Source organism: Zavarzinia aquatilis, from assembly GCF_003173035.1.
Taxonomy (GTDB): Bacteria; Pseudomonadota; Alphaproteobacteria; order Zavarziniales; family Zavarziniaceae; genus Zavarzinia; species Zavarzinia aquatilis.
In genome coordinates, this window is sequence record NZ_QGLE01000002.1 from 152485 (window position 1) to 172972 (window position 20488).

Consider the following 20488-nt stretch of genomic DNA (forward strand, 5'->3'; position numbering starts at 1 on the left):
GCGTGATCGAGATCGTGCCCTTCATCCCCTCCCACCTCGCCCTGGTCGATCTGCAACCGGCCCAGGCCGAGGCGCGCGCCCTGATCGCGGGCGATTACGCCGCCGCGCTGGCCGAGGCCGGCCCGGCGGTTTCGCTCGCCGCCGACCGGCAACTGCGCGGCTGCATGGGGCTGGCCTGGCAATGGCCGGGCCGCGCCGTCGTCTGGGCCATGCTCTCGGACCGGATCGGCCCTTCCGGCATGGTCGCCCTGTCGCTGCGCGCCGCCCGCTGGCTGGACAGTCACGACTGGCGCCGGATCGAGGCCCATGTCGCGCCCGATCACGCCGCCGGCCATCGCTGGGTGAGCCTGTTCGGCTTCATCCACGAAGCGCGGCTCCGCCGCTACACCCCGACCGGCGGCGATGTCGACCTCTACGCCCTCACGCGGGGGGGTGTCTGATGGACCCGTTCACCGCCTCGGCCCTGCTGGCCGGTTCCGCCGGCCTGCAGGCGGTCTCGTCCATCCAGCAGGGCAATGCCGCCGCCTCGGCCGCCAACTGGAACGCCGGCCAGATGGACGCGGCCGCCACCCGCACCCTCGCCGCCACCAATGCCGAGGAAGACCGCCTGCGCCGCCAGCAGGCGCAGGAACTCGGCCGCCAGCGCGCCGCCTTCGCCGAAAGCGGGCTGGCCCCGTCCGGCTCCGTCCTCGACGTCATGACGGAGAGCGCGACCAATGCCGAGCTGGACGCCCTGACCCTGCGCTATCGCGGTCAGGTCGAGGCCAACGACCTGCGCAATCAGGGCTCCATCACCCGCTGGCAAGGCCGCCAGGCCCGCCGCGCCGGCTACATCGGCGCCGGCGCCGCCCTGCTGTCCGGCGCCTCATCCTTCGCCGGAATGCCCGGTCTTGGCAGCGCGGGTGGCATCGCCAAGGGCGCCAAGGACTTCGGCACCGTAGCCGGCGCCTATTCCAGCCTGCCCAAGGTGATGTGATGGCCACGATCAACACCTATCAGCCCCGCGTCGCCCTGACCGGCGCCGGCCGCGTGCCGCAGATCGACCCGGGCGCCGCCGCCGCCCCGGCCCGTGCCCTCGCCGGCGTCGGTCAGGCCCTCGGCCAGCTGGGCGATGCGGTCGATAAGGCGACCGAACAGGACGAGGTCCTGTGGGCGACCAGCGAGGTCGCCGCCGCGCGCGAGCGCTGGACGCGCGAAGCCCTCGACCGGCAGGGCAAGGTCGCCCCCGGCGCCCCCGGTTACACCGGCGGGCTGATCGCCGATTTCGACGCCGATCTGGCGGACCGCGTGAAGGCCGCGCCCAGCGGCCGAGCCGCCCGCTATCTGGAAGCGCGGATGGCCGATCTGCGCGGCGGCCTCTACGGCTCCGCCCTCACCTTCGAGGTGGGCGAGCGCCAGCGCAATCGCGCGGCCGTCTTCGGCGACCAGATCGACGCCGCCAGCCGCACGGTGGGCGCGGACCCGGGCCAGTACGACGCCGTGCTGCGCGACCTGACCGGCGCCCTGACCGGCCTCGACCTGCCGCCCGACCAGCGCCAGCGCCTGGCCGATCGGGCGCGCGACGAAGTCTCCTTCGCCGCCGCCGTCACCGCCGGCCTGCGCGACCCCGCCGCCGCCCTGGGCGCCGCCGGCGCCTCGGGCGCGCCCCTGCCCCTGCCCCCCGCCTGGCAGGCGCCGGCGGCGACGGTCATGAAGATCTTCACCGATGCCGGCTATTCGCCCGCCGCCGCCGCCGCGGTCGCCGGCCGCTTCGGTCAGGAAAGCGGCTTCGATCCGAACGCCGTGCATGACGGCGGCACGGGCCTCGGTATCGGCGGCTGGCGCGACCCGCAACCCGGCGAGGGGCGCAAGTCGGCCCTGGCTGCCTATGCCGCCGAACGGGGCCTCGATCCTCGCAGCATCGAGACCCAGGCCCGTTTCGCGCTGTTCGAGATGCAGACCGGCGAGAAGGCGATCGGCGACCGGCTGAAGGCGGCGGCCACGGTCGAGGATGCCGCGCGCATCATGATGGATTACGAACGCCCGGCCGGCTGGACTGCCGCCGACCCGACCAAGGGCGCCGGCTGGGGCGAAGGTCTCGGCTATGCGCTCACCCTCGCCGGGGTCGATGCCGCGCACGCCGTGCGCAACCCCGCCGCCTTGCCCGGCTTCGACGCCCTGCCCTGGGACAAGCAGCAACAGGCCATCGCCACCTTCCGCGCCGAGGCCAGCCGCCGCGAAACCGCCATGCGCGAGGCTCGCAGCCTCTACGCCGCGCAGGCGACGGAATTCGAGCGGATGATGAAACAGGGCTGGCAGCCGTCCCGCGCCGACCTCGCCACCCTGCGGGATCAAGCGACGGCGGCGGGCGACGCCGCGACCCTGACCAAACTCGCCACGGCCGAAGACCTGCTGGCCTTCCAGACCGTGGCCCGCACCTGGTCGCCGGCCGAGCTGCAGGGCTTCGTCAATCAGGCGCGGTCCGGCATCGGCGCTTCGGGCGAAGTCTCCCCCGCGGCCGCGCAGAAACTCGACCTCGCCGAAGGCCTGCTGAACACCATGCGGTCGGAGCTGAAGGCCGATCCCCTGTCCTGGGCCGCCCGCGTCGGCCTCGTGCGGGTGCCCCCCCTCGATGCGGCCGACCCGGCCGCGCTGCGCACCCGCGTCGTCGCCGCCGAAACCGTGGCGCAGAAATACGGCGTCCCCACCCGCCTGCTGACCGCCGACGAGGCCCGCCAGATCGTCGCGCCGGTGGAGACCGCCCCGCCGGAGGGCAAGGCCCAGGCCCTCTATGGCGTGCTGGCCGGCGGCGCCCGTGATTTCGGCGAACACTGGCCCCGGGCCTTCCCCCAGCTCGAAGCGGCAGGCCTGCCCCCGGGCAGCGCCCGCGTCGCCGACGCCCTCGGCCGGGGCGACGATGCCGCCGCCCGCCGCCTCGTCCGCGCCATCACGGTGAAGCCGGGCGACCTGCCGGGCCGGCCCGCCAGCAGCGACAAGGATATCGCCGAGACCATTCAGGACGAGATCATGGCCGAAGGCCAGATCGGCGATGCCGTCTATGCCCTCGGCACCTCGGGCGATGGCGCTGCCCGCGCCGCCACCGACGGCGACGTGCTGCGCGCCGCCGTCCGCCTCCGCCTCGCGGACGGGGAGGACCTGACCAAGGCCGTGCGCGCCGCCGCCCGCGACCTCTATGGTCCCATCCACGCGGTCGACAATGGCGATGCCGGCGTCATCGCCCTGCCCGATCAGCTGGACGGCTACGGCCGGCCCGACAGCCGGGCGCAGCGCGCCTTCGACGGAAGGGTGACCGACGGTCTCGAACTGCTGCGCGCCGAAGCCCGCAAGCGCGCCGGGGCGGCGGTGACGCCGCCGGACGCGGCCAACCCGGGCGATGCCGACCATCTCCGCCGCTCGTCCGAACGCTGGCTGGATCAGCTGGTCGAGGATGGCCAGTGGCGCAACGTCGGCGCCGGCTTCGGTCTGGTCGATCCCGCCTCCGGCCTCGTCCTGTCCGGCCCCGGCGGCCCGATCATCTTCTCGGTCGACGAGGCCGTGAAGGCCTCCGATGCCGGGCTGGCGAACACGGACGCGGCGATCGGCGGCGCCCTGCCCGCGCTGGTGCCGGCGCCATGACCGGCTATACCCCCCTCGTCCCCCTCGGCTCGCGGATCGACGCCATGACGCCCGCCGACTTCTGGCAGGGTGCCCTGACGCAGCACTATTCGACCGGCGGTGCCATCGGCGCCAGTCTGGCCGACGGGTTTCGGTCGTCCTTCGGCCTCGGCACCATCGTCCGCGAAGGGGAATTGCCGGCCGGCGCGCCGCCGGCGGTGACCGATGTCGGCGACAGCGCCCCCCTCGATCCCGGCATGACGCGCGAGGCCGGCGGCTGGGGGCCTTACCGCCTGCAACCGGACGAACGCGCGGCCTACGAGGCCCGGCGCGCGGCCGCCCAGCCCCTGACCGAGGACGCCTGGAAAGCCTCGCCCTGGTATCGCGAGGCGATCCGCTGGGACAGCCGCATGAACCCGGCCCGGGCGGCGGCCCTGGCCGAACAGTGGGACCGCGACAATTTCCGCCGCACCCTCGCCGACCGGACGCCGACCTTCGCGGTGCAGACCATCGCCTCCATCGCCGGTCAGGCGCTGGACCCGGTGAACTATGTCCCCTTCTTCGGCCCCGCCGCCAAGGCCGCCGCCGCGGCGAAGGCGACCGCGATCCTGGGCAATGCCGTCGCCGGCCGGGTGATCGGCACCGGCCTCGTCGCCTCCCTCGATGCCGTCGCCAACACGGCCGCCTTCGGCTTCGCCAGCCGTCAGGCCCGGGGCGCCCTGGGCGACGATGTCTCCTTCAACGCCATGCTGGCCGAACTCGGCGGCGCCGCCGTCATCGGCGGCGTCTTCGGCGGTATCGAAGGCCTGGCCGGCTCCCGCGCCGCCGCCCTCGAACTCGCGGCGCGGCGGCCCGCCGCCGTCCACGCCCCGCTGAACGAGGCCGTGGGCGCGCTCGCGACAGGCCGCGACGTCGCCCTGTCGCCCCATGCCCAGGCCGCGATCGGCGAGGCCGGCCGCGCCGCTGGCGACCTGACCCTGAAGCCGGAGCCGCCCGCGCCCAGCCTGCCGCCCATCGCCGCCCGCGCGATCCGCGACGATGTCGCCATCACCCCGTCCGGCCGCGACGTGCCCGTCCGCTACGCCCTCGTCGAGGCGCGCGACCTGATCGCCTCCCATGGCGACGACCTGCAGGTGAACCCCCGCTATCCCGCGGCGATCCAGCCGCGCGACCGGGGCCGCGATGCCTCCCGCCTGCAGGTCGAGGGCATCGCCCGCGACCTGCGGCCGGAATTGCTGATGGAACAGCCCCAGGCCGATCAGGGCGCCCCCATCGTCGGCGCCGACGGCGTCGTCGAAAGCGGCAACGGCCGGGTGATCGCGCTCCGCCGCGTCCTGGCCGAGGGCGGCGAGCGGGCGCAGGCCTACCGCCAGGCGCTGGCCGGGCGGGGCTATCCGGTCGACGGCATGGAAGCGCCGGTCCTCGTCCGCCTGCGCACCTCCCCCCTCGACGAGGCCGGCCGCGCCGCCTTCGCCCGCGACGCCAACACGCGGGCGACCGCCGCCATGTCGGCGACGGAACAGGCGCTGGCCGATGCCCGCAACCTGCCGGACACGGCCCTGAACCTGCACGAGGGCGGCGCCCTCACCCTCGGCGCCAACCGGGCCTTCGTCCGCGCCGTGATGGACACGATCCCCGAGACGGAACGCGGCGCCCTGCTCGACGCCAAAGGCAATCTCTCGCGCGAGGGGTTGACGCGGATCGAAAATCTGCTGATCGCCCGCGCCTACGGCGCCCCGGACCTCCTCGCCCTTTTCACCGAGGCGACGGACCATAACCTTCGCGCCATAGCGGGCGCCCTGCTCGACGTCGCGCCCGAATGGGCGCGGATGCGCGCCCTTGCCGCCACCGGCCAGATCGACGCCGCGATGGATGTCACCCCCCGGCTGGTCGATGCCGTCCGCCTGGTGCGCCGCGCCCGCGCGGAAGGCCGCAACGTCGCCGAACTGGCGCAGCAGCGCGACATGTTCGGCGGCGACCTCGACCCGGTGACCCGGGCTTTCCTTCGCCTGATGTTCCGGGACGATAGCTTCATCCGCCCGGTCGGCCGGGACCGTCTGGCCGAGGCGTTGGCTTTCTATGTCGGCGAAGCGGAAAAGACCCAGCCCGGCCCCGGCCTGTTCGGCGAAGCGGCCCAGCCCCTGCGCGTGCTCGAAACCGCGCGTGAAAAGCTCTATGGTGGCCCCGCCCGCGCGGACGAAAGCGACACGGCCGAGGCCCCGCCGCCCCGCCCCGCCAAGGGCGAAGCCGGCTGGCGCATCACGCCGGAAGAAATCGCCGCCCATGCCCCGATCGAGCCGGTGCGCCTGGCGCCGGAATGGGGCGACCTGACATCGCAACAGCGTCGGCAGCAGGCAAAGGACTGGATCGACGCCAACTTGCGGCATCGAAACTTGAGCAATGCAGAAATGGGCTGGAGCGACATTACGGTCGGCTACAAGGCTGCGTCGAAACTCGTTTCGGACAGGCACAAGGAAGACGCCATCAGGCCCGCGGTCGAGCAGGAGGCTGTGCGCGCTTTGCCCGAACTGCTCGATCGCGCCATCTTGATCGAAACCCGGGCCGACCGTAAGAAAGATAGAAACATTCTGGCTGTGCATCGGCTCTACGCGCCGCTGCAACTCGACGGACGTCTGTACCGTGTTCTGCTGACGATCAAGGATACGACCGCCGGCAGGCGGTTCTACGATCACCGGCTGACGGAGATCGTAGAGGTCGGTGCCGTCACTACTGAGGGGGGGGCGCCATCCGCGGAAGGCGCTGCCCGTCTCGGCCCGTCACCGACCTCCTCTGTCAGTTTGGAAAATCTTCTGGCCGGTGTCAACTTCGACGACGCCGTGCCCGTCCTGCCCGACCGCCTGTCCGACCTCGCCCCTGCCCGCGACGTCTCCTACGCCGCGCCGCCGCCGCCGCCGCCCGATGCCGGCGCCGCCGCGGCCGCGGCCACCACGGGCAAGCCCGAAGCCCTGACCGACCTCGCCGCCGACCTCGGCGTCGATCCCGCCTCGGGCGCCTATCCCGAAGAAATCGAGATCGAGAACCTGCGCGCCGAGGGCCGGCTGACCGAAGAACAGCGCGCCCTGCTGGACGAGGCCGACCGGGCCTTCGATCAGGCCGGCGCCAGCGCCGACGCCCTCGAAGCCGCCATCGCCTGCGGAAAGGTCTGACCATGGCCCGCATGAAACCCGTCACCCGCGCCGCCTGCATCGCCGCCGCCCGCGCGGTGACCGGCGACAAGCTGAACGAGTGGGAACTGAACCGCGTGCTCGACCGCGTGGACGAAGTCCGCGCGAAGCTCGGCGCCGAGACGGGCGCCGCCGGACTGAACGACAAGCTGGAAAATGCGATCAGGGAAGAGGCGGAGGGCATCCGCATCGAGGCCGCCCGCCAGCGCCGCAACGCCGCCCTGACCATCCTCAAGCGCGACCGGCTGGACAACCAGATCGCCACCATGGTCGGAGGCGGCATGAACCGGCCGCAGGCGGTGCTGTCCCTCCTCGAGGGCAGCCAGCAGGGTATCGAGATGGGCCGCTTCAGCGCCGGCGCCGTGGTGAAGTCGTGGGACAACCGCCTGACCGGCGGCCTGATGGCCGAGGTGTTCGAGGCGCGGCCGCATCTGGCCGACATCATCGACGACGACACCCTGAACCTCGACATCCGCCGCGAGATGCACGAGCTGCGCGACGGCGGCACGCCCGGCATCACCGGCAATGACGACGCGGTTCACATCGCCCGGGGCTTCGCCGCCTGGGCCGAGCTGGCCCGCAAGAGCGCCAACCGCCTGGGCGCCGTCATCGGCAAGCTGGAGGGCTGGGCGCCGCAGATCCACGACGCGGTGAAGCTGATCAAGGCGGGGCAGGACAAATGGATCGACGCCATCCTGCCCCGCCTCGACCTCACCCGGTCCTTCGGCAAGGACGCGACGCCGGAAAGCGCGCGCACGGCCCTTGCCGATATCTATCGGACGATCACCACCGGCGTCGCCCGCGCGCCCAATGCCGCCGCGAAGGGCGAGCATCAGGGACCGTCCCGCATTGCCCGCCGGCTGGAACACGAACGGGAACTGCATTTCATCGACGCGGCGGCGCAGCACGAATATCAGGGGCAATTCGGCTACGGCAATATCTTCGCCGCGATGATCCTGCACCAGCGGCGCGCCGCCGCCGTCATCGGCCAGATGGATGTCTTCGGCCCGAACCCCGAAGTGATGATCCGCAGCCTCCTCGAAGCGCAGAAGCGCGCCTTGCGCGACGATCCCGCCCTCGACCCCGCCCGGCGGGAAAAACTGGTCAAGCGGCTGGATTTCGACGGCTCCGCCATCGGCGATGCCTACAAGGAGCTGACCGGCGTCACCCGCCAGGCGGTGAACATCACCGCTGCCCGCTGGTTCGCGGGCATGCGCAACTTCACCATGCTGTCGAAATATGGCAGCGCGATCATTTCTGCCGTGCCGACCGATCCGGTCATGGCCGCCGCAGCCGGCATGTTCCGGGGCAGCGGCTTCTTTCGCACCTTCACCCGTCAGATCGCGGGCTTTCTCGACGGGCGCCCCAAGGGCGAGCGCCAGCAGGTCGCCTTTCTGGCCGGCGAGGGCTATCAGGGCCTGATCGAACATATCCTGGGCACCCAGCACACACTGGACGGCCCGGTGGGCTATCTCTCCAAGATGACCACGGCCCTGTTCAAATGGCAGGGCGCCCAGTGGTGGGACGACGTGCTGCGCGCGACCGCCGCCCGCATCGTCTCGGCCGACCTCGCCCTGCACGCGCATCGTGCCTGGGGAGAACTGCCGCCGCGGTTCGCCCATGTCCTCGGCCTGAACGGCATCACCGCCGAGAAATGGGAGATCATCCGGACCAGCGTCCAGCGCCTCGACGAGGGCGGCACCGCCTATATCACCCCGGATCGCGCCGGCGCCCTGGCCGACGACGCCTATCTGCCGCTGATCGCCGATCGCCTGAAGGCGATCGCGGAGCGGATGCGCGGCCCGGACAAGGACGTGAAGATCGCCGCCGCCCGCGCCCGCCTGATCGCCGAGGCGCGCGACGAGGTCCTGATGGACGTGCAGCGTTTCATCGCGGACGAGGTGGACTACGCCCACATGCGGCCCGACGCCGCCTCCCGCCGCCTCGCCCTGCAGGGCACCCGCGCCGGCACGCGTGCGGGCGAGGTGATGCGCTTCATCACCTCCGGCCGCAGTTTCATGATCGCCTTCACCAACCGCGCCCTGGGCCGCGCCTTCTTTGGCGGCGCCGGCGCGACCAGGGGCCAGCGCGCCGCCGGCAACTGGCGCCACATCGGGACGCTCACCGCCGGCCTGCTGCTGGGCGGCTACGCCGCCCTGACCATGAAGGACGTGCTGAAGGGCCGCTGGCCGCCGCGCGACCCGGGCGATCCGGCCACCATCCTCGCCGCGCTGGTGCAGGGCGGCGGCGCCGGCATCTTCGGTGACTTTCTCTTCGCCGATGTCTCGCGCTTCGGTAACACCGTGCTGGACACAGCCGCCGGCCCCGCCATCGGCTCCGCCTCGCAGCTGCTTCAGGTGATCCTGAAAGTGTCCCATGGCGACGCCAAGGCGGCGGATGTCCTCAACGCGGTGATCAACAACGCTCCCTTCGCGAACATCTGGTGGGGGCGCCAGGCCTTCGACGTGCTCGTTCTGAACTCACTGCGCGAGTTTGTGACGCCCGGCACTCTGCGCCGGCAGGAACAGTCGATGAAACGCATCTACGACCAGCGCTTCTACCTGCCGCGGGAGACGATCTTCAAATGACCATCGCCGCCACCTCCCCCCGGATCGACTATACCGGCGACGGCGCCTCCACCGTCTTCGCCGTACCCTTCCCCTTCCTCGCCGCCGAATATCTGGTGGTCAGCCGCGTGCTCGCCAATGCTGAACATGTCCTGGTCCTCGGCCCTGACTATGCCGTGACCGGTGCCGGCGCGCCTCTGGGCGGAACGGTCGTCTTCGCTGTGCCGCCCGCGCACGCCGTGCGCATCGTCATTCGGCGGCGAACGGCGCCGATCCAGCTCACGGAATGGCAGGAAGGCCAGAAATTCCCCGCGGTTGCAACGGAAGATGCCCTCGATCGCCTGACGATGATCGCGCAGGATCACGCCTTGCTGATCGGCCGGGCAATGGCCCTCGACGCGGGCGACCGATGGGATGCCGCGGGGCATCGCATCATCAACCTTGGCCCCGGTGAAGCCGATACCGATGCAGCCACCCTGGGCCAGGTGCGCGACCTGATCGCCGAAGCGCAGTTGCCGGCCGGTGGTGGCGGCGAAGAGCCCTCGACCGGCCCCGTGCCGGACATCATCGCCACCGTGCTGGCAGCTGAACAGATCGACCTGAGCGCGCCGCCGACGCTGGTCGACGATTACGACCTTGAGGTCGGTGATATCGTTCTTCTGCCCAACCAAAGCCCGTCCAAGGATCGCGGTCCGTGGATGGTCGACGCCCTCGACGCCCCGTGGGTCCGCCCGCCTGAATTCCTGTCCGGCGGCACCTTCGCCGCCGGCTTTCTGGTCGCCATCCAGAACGGCGAAAGTTACGCGGGCGATTTCTGGGAGATCAAGTCCCCGGCCGACGGCATCATCGACGCCAACGGCCAGACCTGGGGCGTCTACACCGGGACCTATGGCCTCTTTCCGGCCGGGTCGTTTCTGGCCGGCTTGCAGAAGCCGTCGGGCAAACCCTCGATCCCCGTGCCGCGACGCCTTTCCACGACCGATCTGCCCAAGATCGACTCCCCCTGGGCCGACATCCTGCATCCCCGCACCATCGCGCAGCACCTCGCCGAAGCGGTGTACGTCGAAGATTACTGGGTCCCGACGGATCCGTGGAACGGCGGCCGGATGCTGGAGCGCGCGCTGGCTAATGCCAACGTCGTAATCATCACGGTGCCGCTTCCGATCATCGAAGACCTCGATCTTGGCACCTTGCGGGGCAAAACCATCATCTCCCGCGTCGGGCTGGGCCTGCCCACACTCTACGCGGCGGCGCCCGGGGTGACGATCCTGTCCTTTGCGGCCCAAAACTGCGTCATGGCGGGCGAATGGTTCCTGCGCGGGTGGCCCTGTGACGATGTGGCCGCCGATCCACCGATCGGCACCGGCCTTCTGGTCAAGGGCGGCACAGACACGCTGCTGATCACCTATCTCCGTGCCGAATACCTCGACATCGGCGTGCGGGGCACGCCGGCAAGCGGCCGCGTCTATGGCGTTCATATCGGGCTGGAACAGCTGGATTACATCACGACATATGGCAACCTGCTGCTGGGCGAAAACCAATCGAACGTGGTCACCTACTGGACCCGCGAACGCCTCTATGCCGTCTCCTCGCCGACCGATCTGAACCCCATCTGGGATGCGGTCGGGCCGAACGTGGGTTCTGGCGGCAGCCCGGGTCTCGTCTCGAAATGGGCCCGAACCTATCGCGGCGCCAAGTCGGTCTGGACCTTCTCGACCGGCCTGGATACGGGCTTTGCCGATATTCAGGCCCCCCGAAAATGTTACTGGCACGATCATAGCGCGCGCGCGCAAACGAGCCACGGCTTCCACCTGTCGGCTGGCGAGGACATCACGATCGATCATGGCACCGCTGATGGACCTCAGAACGATGTCGGCTACCTGATCGACGTCAATTTTTTCGGCAACTTCAGGCTGATCAACCCCATTGCGAAAGACTGCAAGAAATGGGGCATCGCCGTTCTGGCGCAGGCGCCACTGCCGTCGTACATCAAGCACCCCCAGGTCAACGGCAACAGCCTTGAGAGCCTCGGCAGCTACTCCGGCATCTATGTCGCCCCCGGCGTCCGATCCCTGATCATCGACGGCGGCTGGTCCGGATTTTCGGCGTCAGCACGCAACAATTCCGGCTGGTTCAGCTTCACAGCCAACCCGGCGGCGGGGGAAACGATCACCCTGAACGGGCGCGTCATCACCTTCGTGGCCTCCTTATCGATGGACATGCAGGTGCAAATCGGCGCGACACTCGACGACACCGTGACCGCGCTGGCCGCCTTCTGTAATGCCAGTGCTGACGCGGAAATCGCCAAGCTCATCTACATCCAGCGCCGCGCCCATGCCCGCCTGACGCTGATCTCAGACCCCGGCGGCACGGTCTATTCCGACATGTGGCTGGCCTGTTCCGGGACCGGCGTGTCCGTGTCCTCGCCCATCGCACTTTCGGTCGAATGCCACATCAAGTTCGAGGTCAATCCGAGTGCTGGCGATTGGATCAGCATTGGCGGCGTCCGCGTGACCTTTGTGTCCGGCACGCCGGGCGATCTGGAAGTGCAGATCGGCGCCACCGTCGACGATACGATGACGGCGGCGGCAGCGGCTCTGAACGCCAGCGCCAATGCCACCATTGCCAAGATGACATGGGGCACACGCGCATGGCAGGCCCGCCTTGCTCTTGCCGGTGACTATCCCGGTAACGCCCATGATGCCTTTACGCTCGCGGAGACAGGGGCTGCCATCACGCGGTCTAGCACCACGCTGTCCGGTGGCGGCGGTCAGGTCACCCAGAAATATGGCATCGAAGGCATCGTCCATGGGGTGAACGGCTGCGAAATTCGCAATGTCGTCACCGTCGGGAACCAGGCGGGAGGCATTGGCTGATGGCTGAGATTCACTACCCCAAGGCCGGACTTGTCGTCTACGGTGGCTCGGCTGCTTCCTTCAAGACCGTTGAGGCTTTCGCTGCCATCGATGGCGGGGAACGCACGGCAATTCTGGTAACGCCAGACGATCACATCGGCGCCATGTCGATCAATTCGCTTACGGCGACGGACTATGGCACCTACGGCGGCAAGACCATCGGCGATTTCGTCACCGGAAATTTTTTCAAAGACATCGCCGCGATGTGGGGATCGACGGCCGTCAACCTTCGGGGGCAGTCCGCCGCGACGGAATATCTGGTCGGCCGCCGCCTGCGACAGGTCCCGCGCATGATCCCGAAGACCGGCCTTCGCCTGCTGTCGGTCAATATGACCGGTACCGTCATCGATGCGATCACCTGCGCCGACAGCGACGGCAACCATCACATCTTCACCGCCGATATCTTCGTCGAGGCGACGGAGGAGGGTGACCTCATGCATGCCGCCGGGGTGTCGACGATCCTTGGCCGCGAAGCCGATACGGTCTATGGCGAGACACTGGCCGGCTGGGGCAAGCATCTGGCGACCTCGTCGATCATCCCCTACAACCAGGCCGGCGAAAAGCTGTTCGGCGTCGAGGATTACCCCATCGGCCTGACGGTCGGCGATGCCGACGACAGGGTCATGCCGCTTGGCCTGCGCACTACGATCACGCTTCGCGCCGGCAAGCGGGCAACCCGATTTTTCGAGCCGCCGGGGTATGACGAAAGCCTGATCGAGCTTCTGATCCGTCAGGCCCCGTCGGAGTGGAAGCCCGGATCCCCGACGCAGGAGGGTGAATTCGACCACAACAGCGACCTCTGGGCCTATTCCGGCCGCGAGTGGGTTGAAGCCTCTTGGGCCGAGCGAGACGCGATCTATGACAAGGCCTATGCCTACTGGATCGGCTGGCACTGGTGGCAGTCCAACTCGCCGTCCTCCCCTGCATCCCTGCGCGCCTCGATGCTGCCCTACGGTTACGCCATCGGTGAATTCCCCGACAATCACCGGATTGCGCGCCAGCTCTATGTGCGCGCGGGCCGCCGCCTCATCGGCGAATACGTCCTGAACCAGAACGATACGCAGCAGTTCATCACCAAGAGTGACGCCATCGCGGTCGGCACCTATTCGCTGGACACCCACATCATGGGCACCTTCGCGCAGGGGCCAGGGCTCCCGATGATCGTCGAGAACGCCCGCTTCGGCGTGCCCGGCACAAAGATCCCGTTCCCGATCACCGGTGCCCCGCCGCTCACCTATCGGACCCTGCCCTATCAGGTCCCGGCCCGCTGCCTGCTGCCCAAGGAAGCGGAGGCGAGTAACCTGCTGGTGGCATCGAACATCAGTCTCTCCGCGGTCGCGCAGTGGTCTTTGCGGATGGAAAAGGACAGGATGAACACGGGCGCGGCTGCTGGCGTCATCGCGGCGCTGGCCCTCGATGGCGGGCGCACCGTGCACGAACAGGCCAAGGACGAAATCGCGCAGGTTCAGTCAGCGCTGACCGGTCGAGGCCATGTAATCGCCCTCGACCCCTATCACCTGTGAGGCCGCCATGCTGAACCGGATTTTCTCCGACGCCACGGCACGCTGGACCTCGCAGGTCTGGTGGTGCGGCATCGCGGGCGGTACCGCCAACGCGCTCGAGCTGTCGCGCGGCGGCCTGCCCGATCTGACCGACGGCATGACGCTGCGCTTTCGCGCGGCATGGACCAATACTGGCGCGGTCACCATATCGTGGGGCGGCCGGACGGCTGTGCCCGTGATGACGCCCGCCGGGGCGTCCCTGCCAGCCGGCACGATCCGCGCCAACGCCATCTATACAGTTACATGTTATTCCGGCGTCCTTGTGATGCCGGACAGCTCGATGCCGGAAGAGGGGGCATGGACCCCTTCTCCATCCTTCTCCACGCCCGGCGATCTCGCCGTGACGTCAAATACCCTGAGCGGAAAATATGAGCGGGTCGGCAACCGGGTCGAAGCAACGCTCGATGGCAATTTTACCCCGACGTGGACGACGGCCGCCGGCAATTTCATCATCAATGGCCTGCCTTTCCTGTCTGGGGCTGTCATCGGCGGTGGCCATATCCAGCTGCTCAACGCGCGCTTTACGGGTTACACGGGTACGCCTGTGGCGCGCGTATCGCCCAACCAGGCGTACATCATGCTCCAGACCAATATCGCCGCAGCGTCGACCGCGACCATGACAATCGCGAACCTTTCGTCGGGTCTGCCTCATACCATCAACCTCGCCGTTAAATACTGGATTTGAGCCATGCTGATCGACCTTATCGAGCGCCACACCCTCGGTCCCATTCAGCTCCGCGAGGTCGACGAGGCCGGCGACTATCACCGGCGCGTCATTTCCCCCGGTGCCGACGTATCTGGCGAGACGCCAGAGGTTCAAGCCGCCTGTGCCGAGCACTGGACGCCGGAGCGCGTCGCGGCGTGGCTGGCCGCACAGGCCGTGAGCGAGGAGTAATCCCATGGAACCCGAGGAGCGTGATCGTTTGACCCGTGTCGAGACCAAGGTCGACAACATCGAGGAAGAGCTGCGGACGCTGAAAGCTGACGTGAGGGAGATCAAATCGCTGCTCACCGAAGCGCGGGGCGGCTGGCGGATGCTGCTGCTGGTCGGCGGCGCGGGGGCGGCGTTGGGCGGCCTCGTTCTCAAGCTTGTCGACTGGATGCGGCTGTGATCTCGCGCCTGACCCCCGATGACCTGACCGCTGCCGCCGGCGCCCTGGCCTGCGACCTGCCGGCTGTCAAGGCGGTGATCGCCGTCGAGAGCGGGGGGCGCGGCATGGGCGATGATGGGCGCCCGATTATCCTGTTCGAGCCGCATGTTTTCTCGCGATTGACGCAGGGGCGCTTCGACGATCAGGCCCCCGATATCTCTTATGAGAAGTGGGGCGCACTGCCCTATCCGAAGACGCAGGCGGAACAATGGGCGCGGCTGAAACGCGCCTCGGTGCTCGATCACGAGGCGGCGCTGTCGGCCACCAGCTGGGGCCTGTTCCAGATCATGGGCCACAACGCGGGCTTCTGCGGCTTCGGCTCGCTCGAGGAACCCGATGTGCCGGCCTTCACCCTGGCGATGGCTCGCGGCGAGCCGGCGCAGCTGGCGGCCTTCGTCGCCTTCCTCAAGGCCAAGGGTCTCGACCAGCCCCTGCGCCGCCACGACTGGTCTACCTTCGCGCGCGGCTACAACGGACCCCGTTACATGGTCAACGCCTACAACACCAAACTCGCCGATGCCTGGCGCAAGGCTGGCGGCAAGGAGACGTGAATGCCCGTGCTCGCTGCCCTCTTGCCGGTGCTTGGCCCCATCCTTGGGGACGTGCTCAAGAGCCTGTTTCCCGATCCCGCGCAGGCCGCCCAGGCCCAGCTGCAGATACAGATGAAGCTCATGGAGCAGAGCGCGTCCATCGAAGCTGCGGCCGCCGACATCATCAAGACCGAGGCGGCGTCCGAACACTGGCTGACCGCCACCTGGCGTCCCATCGTCATGCTGCTTTTCGCCGGCCTGATCACCGCGCGCTGGTTCGGTTGGGCCGCGCCCGACCTGTCGGAGGCCGAATACACGCACCTCTGGGACATCGTGGAATGGGGCATCGGGGGCTATGTGATCGGCCGGTCGGCGGAGAAGACGCTGCCCGCGACCGCTGGCGCAGTAGCCGCCAGTCTCAAAAGGTAGTCGGCAGGCGCTCGCCGACTGCGGACGAAATTGTGCAACTCTTCGTCCAAATACGCTCGAACGGGAATGGGTTGACGCTCTAAGGCATTGACATGCAATGACTGCACGCTCATTCGTAATCAGTAGGTCCGCGGTTCAATTCCGCGCGCCGGCACCACGGGGCACTTCCCGCCCCTGCCTCGAAGTCTCTCAGCCCATGTGCGGTCGCTACACCTATCGTCTGAGCTGGCGGGATATTCACAGGCTCTACAGCCTGACAGCGGACGCGCAGCCGTCCAACCTGCAACCCCGCTATAATGTCGCGCCGACGCAGATCGTGCCCATCGTGCGCGCGAACCGCGACCTCGCCTGGAGCCGCTGGGGCATGATTCCGCCCTGGGTCGGCAGCATTGCCGACATCCGCATCGCGACGATCAATGCGCGGGCCGAGGGGCTGGAGCAATCCCGACTCTATCGCGGCCCCTGGTATCAGGCGCGCTGCCTCGTGCCGGCGTCGGGCTGGTACGAATGGCATACGGTCGGGCGCTCCAAGCAGCCGTATCTGATCCAGCGCCCGGGAGCGGAGACGATCAGCTTCGCCGGCCTGTGGTCGCTCTGGCGCTCGCCCGAGGGGCGGGAGATCGTCTCCCACACCATCGTTGTCACCGATGCCGCGCCTGCCCTGCGCCACATCCACGACCGGATGCCGGTGATCGTCCGTGCCGAAGATCACGCGGAATGGCTGTCCGCGCCGACACCGCCCGCGCATCTGCTGCGCGCCGACCCCGGCCCGTGGGACGATGTGCTGGTCGATGCCCGCGTCGGCCGCGTGGCCGATGATGACGAAGGCCTGATCCAACCCCCGCGCCGGCTTCTCTGACCTTCCTTCAGTGGCAAGATCATCGGCTGCGGGTTGGCCCACTTAAATTAACATTTTTAAATGGTTATTTATATATTTTAACATTTTATTCGAATAGGTATTTCCAATATCTACGTTCTCATTGTAATTTGGTCCGGATCACTCGACGGAGTCCATCGTGTCCGCCCAGCAGAACGTCGTCAGCCTCGAAGCCTATCGTCTCGCCCGTCGGCCGGCCGCCGCCAGGGCGGTGGATTGCGCACAGCCTGCGACGATGCCCGTGGTGTGCTGGGTGCCGTTCTGGATCATGGTGCCGTCGCCCGTGGGCTATTGGCCGACAGCTTCATGGTAAGTGAGCCGTCGCGGGGCGCCGACGCCGAGCCGCTGCACGATGCCGAAGCCTCTCCCCTGCACGAGGAGGAAGGCGACATCCTGATCGTCACGCTGGCGCATAACCTGAAGCGCCTGCGGACCCGGCAGGGCCTGTCGCTGGAGCGCCTGTCCGCCCGATCCGGTGTCAGCCGGTCGATGCTGGGGCAGATCGAACAGGGGCGCTCCGCCCCCAGCATCAGCATCCTGTGGAAGATCGCCCGGTCGCTGAACGTACCCTTTTCCGCCCTGACCACGCCGAGCGGGGACAGTGGCACCGTCGTGCTGCGCGCCGATCAGGCGAAAAGCCTGACTTCTCGCGACGGTCGGTTCGTCTCCCGCGCTCTGTTTCCCTTCACCGCGGAACGGCGGACGGAATTCTACGAGCTGCGTCTCGCTTTCCTCGGTCACGAGGTCGCCGATCCCCATGCGCCCGGCACGACCGAGAATCTGGTGGTCACGCGCGGCCGGGTCGAGATCACGGTGGACGAGCAGCGTCACGAACTGTCCGCCGGGGACGCCATCCGTTTCGAGGCGGATGTTCCCCACGCCTATCGCAACATCGGAAGAGACGACGCGGTCATGTATCTGGTCATGACCTATGTCGATCCGCAGGACTGAAGGCCGCGCCATGACATCTGCTCTCGACCCTCGGCCGCTCGTGCGGCTCTTCGCCGAGCACCCGGGCCGGGCCGCTGCCCGCTTCGCGGCCGCCCACGATCTGACGGGCCCGACCCGGGTCGAGGTTTCGACCGGCTCCGGCCATCGCTTCACCGTCGATGAACCGGCCAGCCTGGGCGGCGCCGATGCCGCGGCGAACCCCGTGGAATATGCCCTTGCCGCCCTCGGCTCGTGCCAGGCCATCACCTATCGTGTCTGGGCGGCGCTGCTCGGTATCGCCTTCGACCGGCTGCATGTCGCGGTCGACGGCGATATCGACCTGCGCGGCTTCTTCGGCGTCGACGACGGCATTCGCCCGGGCTTCGGCGCGATCCGCGTCAAGGTAACCATCGACGGTCCGGAAACCGCGGAACGCTATGCCGAGCTGACCGCGGCCGTAAATCGCCATTGCCCCGTGCTCGACCTGTTCAGCAACCCAGTGCCGGTGACCCACGAGTTGCTGATCCCGCCCCCGGCCTAAGTCCGCCAGCGCGGACCGGACAAGCGAAAGGCCGGAGGACAACCCCCGGCCTTTTTCCGATGCTGCGGAAGACGTGGTCAGGCCACGCACATCATGGCCATGCCACCGCAGGCCATCATGCAGGGCATCCCCATCTTCATCATGTTCATCATCTGCTCGCAGCAGGTCTTGAACATCGCCATGTCCATGCCGGCCATCGGCTCCATCTTGCACATCATGCCCTGCGGCGTCATCTCGCAGGTCATCTTGCACATCATCATCGGCATCATCATGGGCATCATGCCGTTCATCATCTGCGGCATCATGCCGTTCATCATGCCCATCATCGGCATCTGGGGCATCTGCATCATCGGCATCATGCCGTTCATCATCTGGGGCATCTGCATCATCGGGGCGGTCATCATGATCGTTTCTTTCTGGCTGTATCGCCGGTCAGCACCGGCCTCCCCCTCTGATTAATTCGCCAATCCCCCGCCGTGAAACGTAACGGCGCCATGATCACCACTTTCCTCCGCTCGAATGGAGGAACGGCCGCCACAACGGACGGGCTGTCGGCGCGCGCGGCCGAACATCCGCCTTAGCGGATGTGGGCGCGGCGCGTCTCACCGGGCATCGCGGCCCCTGCTGCGCGATCAACACGGGTGATCGCGCCCTGCTGATTTTCGCGCAGGCAGACGTCGGCGCATCGAGGCGCCGGGCCGCGAACCAGACCGCCGCTTCTTGGCACGGAGATTGCTTAATACACTCTGAAATCAGAATATTTTTGATTTCACCTCATTATGACGTATTAGGGAGACCTTCCATGTCCCACCCGCTTCGCTTGACCTGCCGTCTTCCGCTTCCCTGTTGTCGCGGAACGGCCCGGCACGGGCATGACAGGCATTCTCCTTCCTCACAAGATTTCGGGCAGACCCCATGACCATCATTCCCAGGATCGACCCCGCTACCGCCCCGCGGGTAAATACACCGGAGTCCTTCGCGGCCCGGCCTAAGCCGGTGACGCCGGCCCATGTCATCGCCTCCGATGCCGAGGCCCTTGCCGTTGCCGGGCAGCTGGCGCCGCTCTTCTCCGCAGAGGCCGCACTGCGCGACCGCGAAGGCCTGCTGCCCATCGCCGAACTCGACGCCTATTCGCAGAGCGGCCTCTGGGGCATCAACATTCCCAAGGCCCATGGCGGCGCCGGGGTTTCCTACGCGACCCTCGGCAAGGTCATCGAGATCATCTCGGCCGCCGATCCGGCGATCGGCCAGATCACCCAGAACCATCTCGTGCTCTCGGTCCATCTCGCCCTCGACGGGACGGAGGAGCAGAAGCGTGATCTCTTCGGTCTCGTCCTGAAGGGCTATCGCTTCGGCAATGCCTTCTCGGAGCTGCACAGCAAGACTGTCGCGGCTTTCGAGACGATCATCCGCTTCGAGGGTGACGAGGCCGTCGTGAACGGCCGGAAGTTCTACACGACGGGTGCCCTCTTCGCCCATATCGTGCCGATCATCTCGGTCACCACGGATGGCAAAGGTTACATCGCCTTCGCCGACCGCGAGGCGCCGGGCCTGACCGTCACCAACGACTGGTCGAGCTTCGGCCAGCGCACCACGGCCTCCGGCTCGGTCACCATCGAGAATGTCCGCGTGCCGAAGAGCCGCGTCATCCCGATCAAGGTGTTCGAGCGGCCGACGGCGGCGGGCGCCATCTCGCAATTCGTCCAGGCGGCCATCGACACCGGCATCGGCGCCGGCGCCATCGCCGACGCCATCGACTTCGTGCGGACGAAATCCCGCGCCTGGATCGACACCGGCAAGGAAAGGGCGAGTGACGATCCCTTCACCATCCAGGCCGTGGGCGAACTCGAAATCGGCCTGCACGCCGCCGAAGCCCTGTTGGAGCGGGCGGGTCGTCTGATCGACGAGGCGCTGGCCGATCCGACCGAGGAAAAGGTCAACGCCGCCACCGTCGCCACCGCCGAGGCCAAGGTCCTGTCGACCCGCATCGCGCTCGATGCCTCCAACCGCCTGTTCGAGCTGGCGGGCACCCGTTCCACCCTGGCCGAGCATAACCTCGACCGGCACTGGCGGAACGGCCGGGTTCACACCCTGCACGATCCGTCGCGCTGGAAGCCCTATCACATCGGGAATTTCTACCTGAACGGTGTTTCGGCCCCCCGCCATCCCTGGAGCTGATCGACGCTTTCGCCGGTGCCCCGCGCGGC

The 20488-nt window shown here is 68.1% G+C and carries 17 protein-coding genes; 16 read left to right on the forward strand and 1 reads right to left on the reverse strand.

Annotated features, from left to right (window positions below; genetic code table 11):
- Positions 1–2: 2 nt before the first annotated feature.
- The 15 genes from DKG74_RS04230 (at position 3) to DKG74_RS04295 (ending at position 18281) form a co-directional block, all read left to right on the forward strand.
- Positions 3–440, forward strand: a complete 438-nt coding sequence (locus DKG74_RS04230) for a hypothetical protein (protein ID WP_109902975.1) — start codon at positions 3–5, stop codon at positions 438–440.
- Positions 440–976 (forward strand): virion core protein, T7 gp14 family, encoded by a 537-nt coding sequence (locus DKG74_RS04235; protein WP_109902977.1) that lies wholly within the window; start codon positions 440–442, stop codon positions 974–976. The genes DKG74_RS04230 and DKG74_RS04235 overlap by 1 nt, the downstream gene beginning before the upstream one ends.
- Positions 976–3615: a phage tail tip lysozyme gene (locus tag DKG74_RS04240; protein ID WP_109902979.1), complete on the forward strand. Its 2640-nt coding sequence runs from the start codon at positions 976–978 to the stop codon at positions 3613–3615. Before DKG74_RS04235 ends, DKG74_RS04240 begins: the two co-directional genes overlap by 1 nt.
- Entirely contained in the window at positions 3612–6761 is a 3150-nt protein-coding gene (locus DKG74_RS04245; protein ID WP_109902981.1) for an LPD3 domain-containing protein, read from the forward strand. Before DKG74_RS04240 ends, DKG74_RS04245 begins: the two co-directional genes overlap by 4 nt.
- A gap of 2 nt (positions 6762–6763) precedes the next feature.
- Positions 6764–9367: a hypothetical protein gene (locus DKG74_RS04250; protein ID WP_109902983.1), complete on the forward strand. Its 2604-nt coding sequence runs from the start codon at positions 6764–6766 to the stop codon at positions 9365–9367.
- Complete coding sequence (locus DKG74_RS04255) at positions 9364–12222, forward strand: phage tail fiber domain-containing protein (RefSeq protein ID WP_109902985.1); 2859 nt, start codon at positions 9364–9366, stop codon at positions 12220–12222. The genes DKG74_RS04250 and DKG74_RS04255 overlap by 4 nt, the downstream gene beginning before the upstream one ends.
- Positions 12222–13784: an FAD-dependent oxidoreductase gene (locus tag DKG74_RS04260; RefSeq protein ID WP_109902987.1), complete on the forward strand. Its 1563-nt coding sequence runs from the start codon at positions 12222–12224 to the stop codon at positions 13782–13784. Before DKG74_RS04255 ends, DKG74_RS04260 begins: the two co-directional genes overlap by 1 nt.
- 7 nt (positions 13785–13791) lie before the next feature.
- A complete protein-coding gene (locus DKG74_RS04265; protein WP_109902989.1) occupies positions 13792–14508 on the forward strand; it encodes a hypothetical protein in 717 nt (238 codons plus the stop codon).
- Positions 14509–14511: 3 nt separating this feature from the next.
- Positions 14512–14718 carry a hypothetical protein gene (locus DKG74_RS04270; RefSeq protein ID WP_109902991.1) on the forward strand — a complete coding sequence of 69 codons (207 nt, stop codon included), beginning with the start codon at positions 14512–14514 and terminating at the stop codon, positions 14716–14718.
- A gap of 4 nt (positions 14719–14722) precedes the next feature.
- Positions 14723–14935 (forward strand): hypothetical protein, encoded by a 213-nt coding sequence (locus DKG74_RS21640; protein ID WP_165837523.1) that lies wholly within the window; start codon positions 14723–14725, stop codon positions 14933–14935.
- Positions 14932–15525 carry an N-acetylmuramidase family protein gene (locus DKG74_RS04275; protein ID WP_165837524.1) on the forward strand — a complete coding sequence of 198 codons (594 nt, stop codon included), beginning with the start codon at positions 14932–14934 and terminating at the stop codon, positions 15523–15525. Before DKG74_RS21640 ends, DKG74_RS04275 begins: the two co-directional genes overlap by 4 nt.
- Positions 15526–15933, forward strand: a complete 408-nt coding sequence (locus tag DKG74_RS04280; protein ID WP_109902995.1) for a 3TM-type holin — start codon at positions 15526–15528, stop codon at positions 15931–15933. It begins immediately after the preceding gene.
- 196 nt (positions 15934–16129) lie between these two features.
- Positions 16130–16792, forward strand: a complete 663-nt coding sequence (locus DKG74_RS04285) for an SOS response-associated peptidase (RefSeq protein WP_165837525.1) — start codon at positions 16130–16132, stop codon at positions 16790–16792.
- 234 nt (positions 16793–17026) lie between these two features.
- Positions 17027–17761, forward strand: a complete 735-nt coding sequence (locus DKG74_RS04290) for a helix-turn-helix domain-containing protein (RefSeq protein ID WP_243404017.1) — start codon at positions 17027–17029, stop codon at positions 17759–17761.
- A 10-nt stretch (positions 17762–17771) separates the two neighbouring features.
- The gene (locus DKG74_RS04295; protein WP_109902999.1) at positions 17772–18281 is read left to right on the forward strand and encodes an OsmC family protein; all 510 of its coding nucleotides are present in this window, start codon (positions 17772–17774) and stop codon (positions 18279–18281) included.
- A gap of 77 nt (positions 18282–18358) precedes the next feature.
- On the opposite strand, the gene DKG74_RS21645 is transcribed toward DKG74_RS04295, so the two are convergent.
- Positions 18359–18685, reverse strand: a complete 327-nt coding sequence (locus tag DKG74_RS21645) for a hypothetical protein (protein ID WP_165837526.1) — start codon at positions 18683–18685, stop codon at positions 18359–18361.
- A 511-nt stretch (positions 18686–19196) separates the two neighbouring features.
- Here DKG74_RS21645 and DKG74_RS04305 point away from each other — a divergent pair.
- Complete coding sequence (locus tag DKG74_RS04305; RefSeq protein WP_109903003.1) at positions 19197–20459, forward strand: SfnB family sulfur acquisition oxidoreductase; 1263 nt, start codon at positions 19197–19199, stop codon at positions 20457–20459.
- The last annotated feature ends 29 nt before the right edge of the window (positions 20460–20488 follow it).

Bases quoted from the DNA above. Each gene is read 5' to 3' on its own strand.
- DKG74_RS04280 (WP_109902995.1), top strand. From the start codon at position 15,526: ATGCCCGTGCTCGCTGCCCTCTTGCCGGTGCTTGGCCCCATCCTTGGG.
- DKG74_RS04235 (WP_109902977.1), top strand. From the start codon at position 440: ATGGACCCGTTCACCGCCTCGGCCCTGCTGGCCGGTTCCGCCGGCCTG.
- DKG74_RS04240 (WP_109902979.1), top strand. From the start codon at position 976: ATGGCCACGATCAACACCTATCAGCCCCGCGTCGCCCTGACCGGCGCC.
- DKG74_RS04270 (WP_109902991.1), top strand. From the start codon at position 14,512: ATGCTGATCGACCTTATCGAGCGCCACACCCTCGGTCCCATTCAGCTC.
- DKG74_RS04255 (WP_109902985.1), top strand. From the start codon at position 9,364: ATGACCATCGCCGCCACCTCCCCCCGGATCGACTATACCGGCGACGGC.
- DKG74_RS21640 (WP_165837523.1), top strand. From the start codon at position 14,723: ATGGAACCCGAGGAGCGTGATCGTTTGACCCGTGTCGAGACCAAGGTC.
- DKG74_RS04305 (WP_109903003.1), top strand. From the start codon at position 19,197: ATGACCATCATTCCCAGGATCGACCCCGCTACCGCCCCGCGGGTAAAT.
- DKG74_RS04245 (WP_109902981.1), top strand. From the start codon at position 3,612: ATGACCGGCTATACCCCCCTCGTCCCCCTCGGCTCGCGGATCGACGCC.
- DKG74_RS04285 (WP_165837525.1), top strand. From the start codon at position 16,130: ATGTGCGGTCGCTACACCTATCGTCTGAGCTGGCGGGATATTCACAGG.
- DKG74_RS04250 (WP_109902983.1), top strand. From the start codon at position 6,764: ATGGCCCGCATGAAACCCGTCACCCGCGCCGCCTGCATCGCCGCCGCC.
- DKG74_RS04265 (WP_109902989.1), top strand. From the start codon at position 13,792: ATGCTGAACCGGATTTTCTCCGACGCCACGGCACGCTGGACCTCGCAG.
- DKG74_RS04260 (WP_109902987.1), top strand. From the start codon at position 12,222: ATGGCTGAGATTCACTACCCCAAGGCCGGACTTGTCGTCTACGGTGGC.
- DKG74_RS21645 (WP_165837526.1), bottom strand. From the start codon at position 18,685: ATGATGACCGCCCCGATGATGCAGATGCCCCAGATGATGAACGGCATG.
- DKG74_RS04295 (WP_109902999.1), top strand. From the start codon at position 17,772: ATGACATCTGCTCTCGACCCTCGGCCGCTCGTGCGGCTCTTCGCCGAG.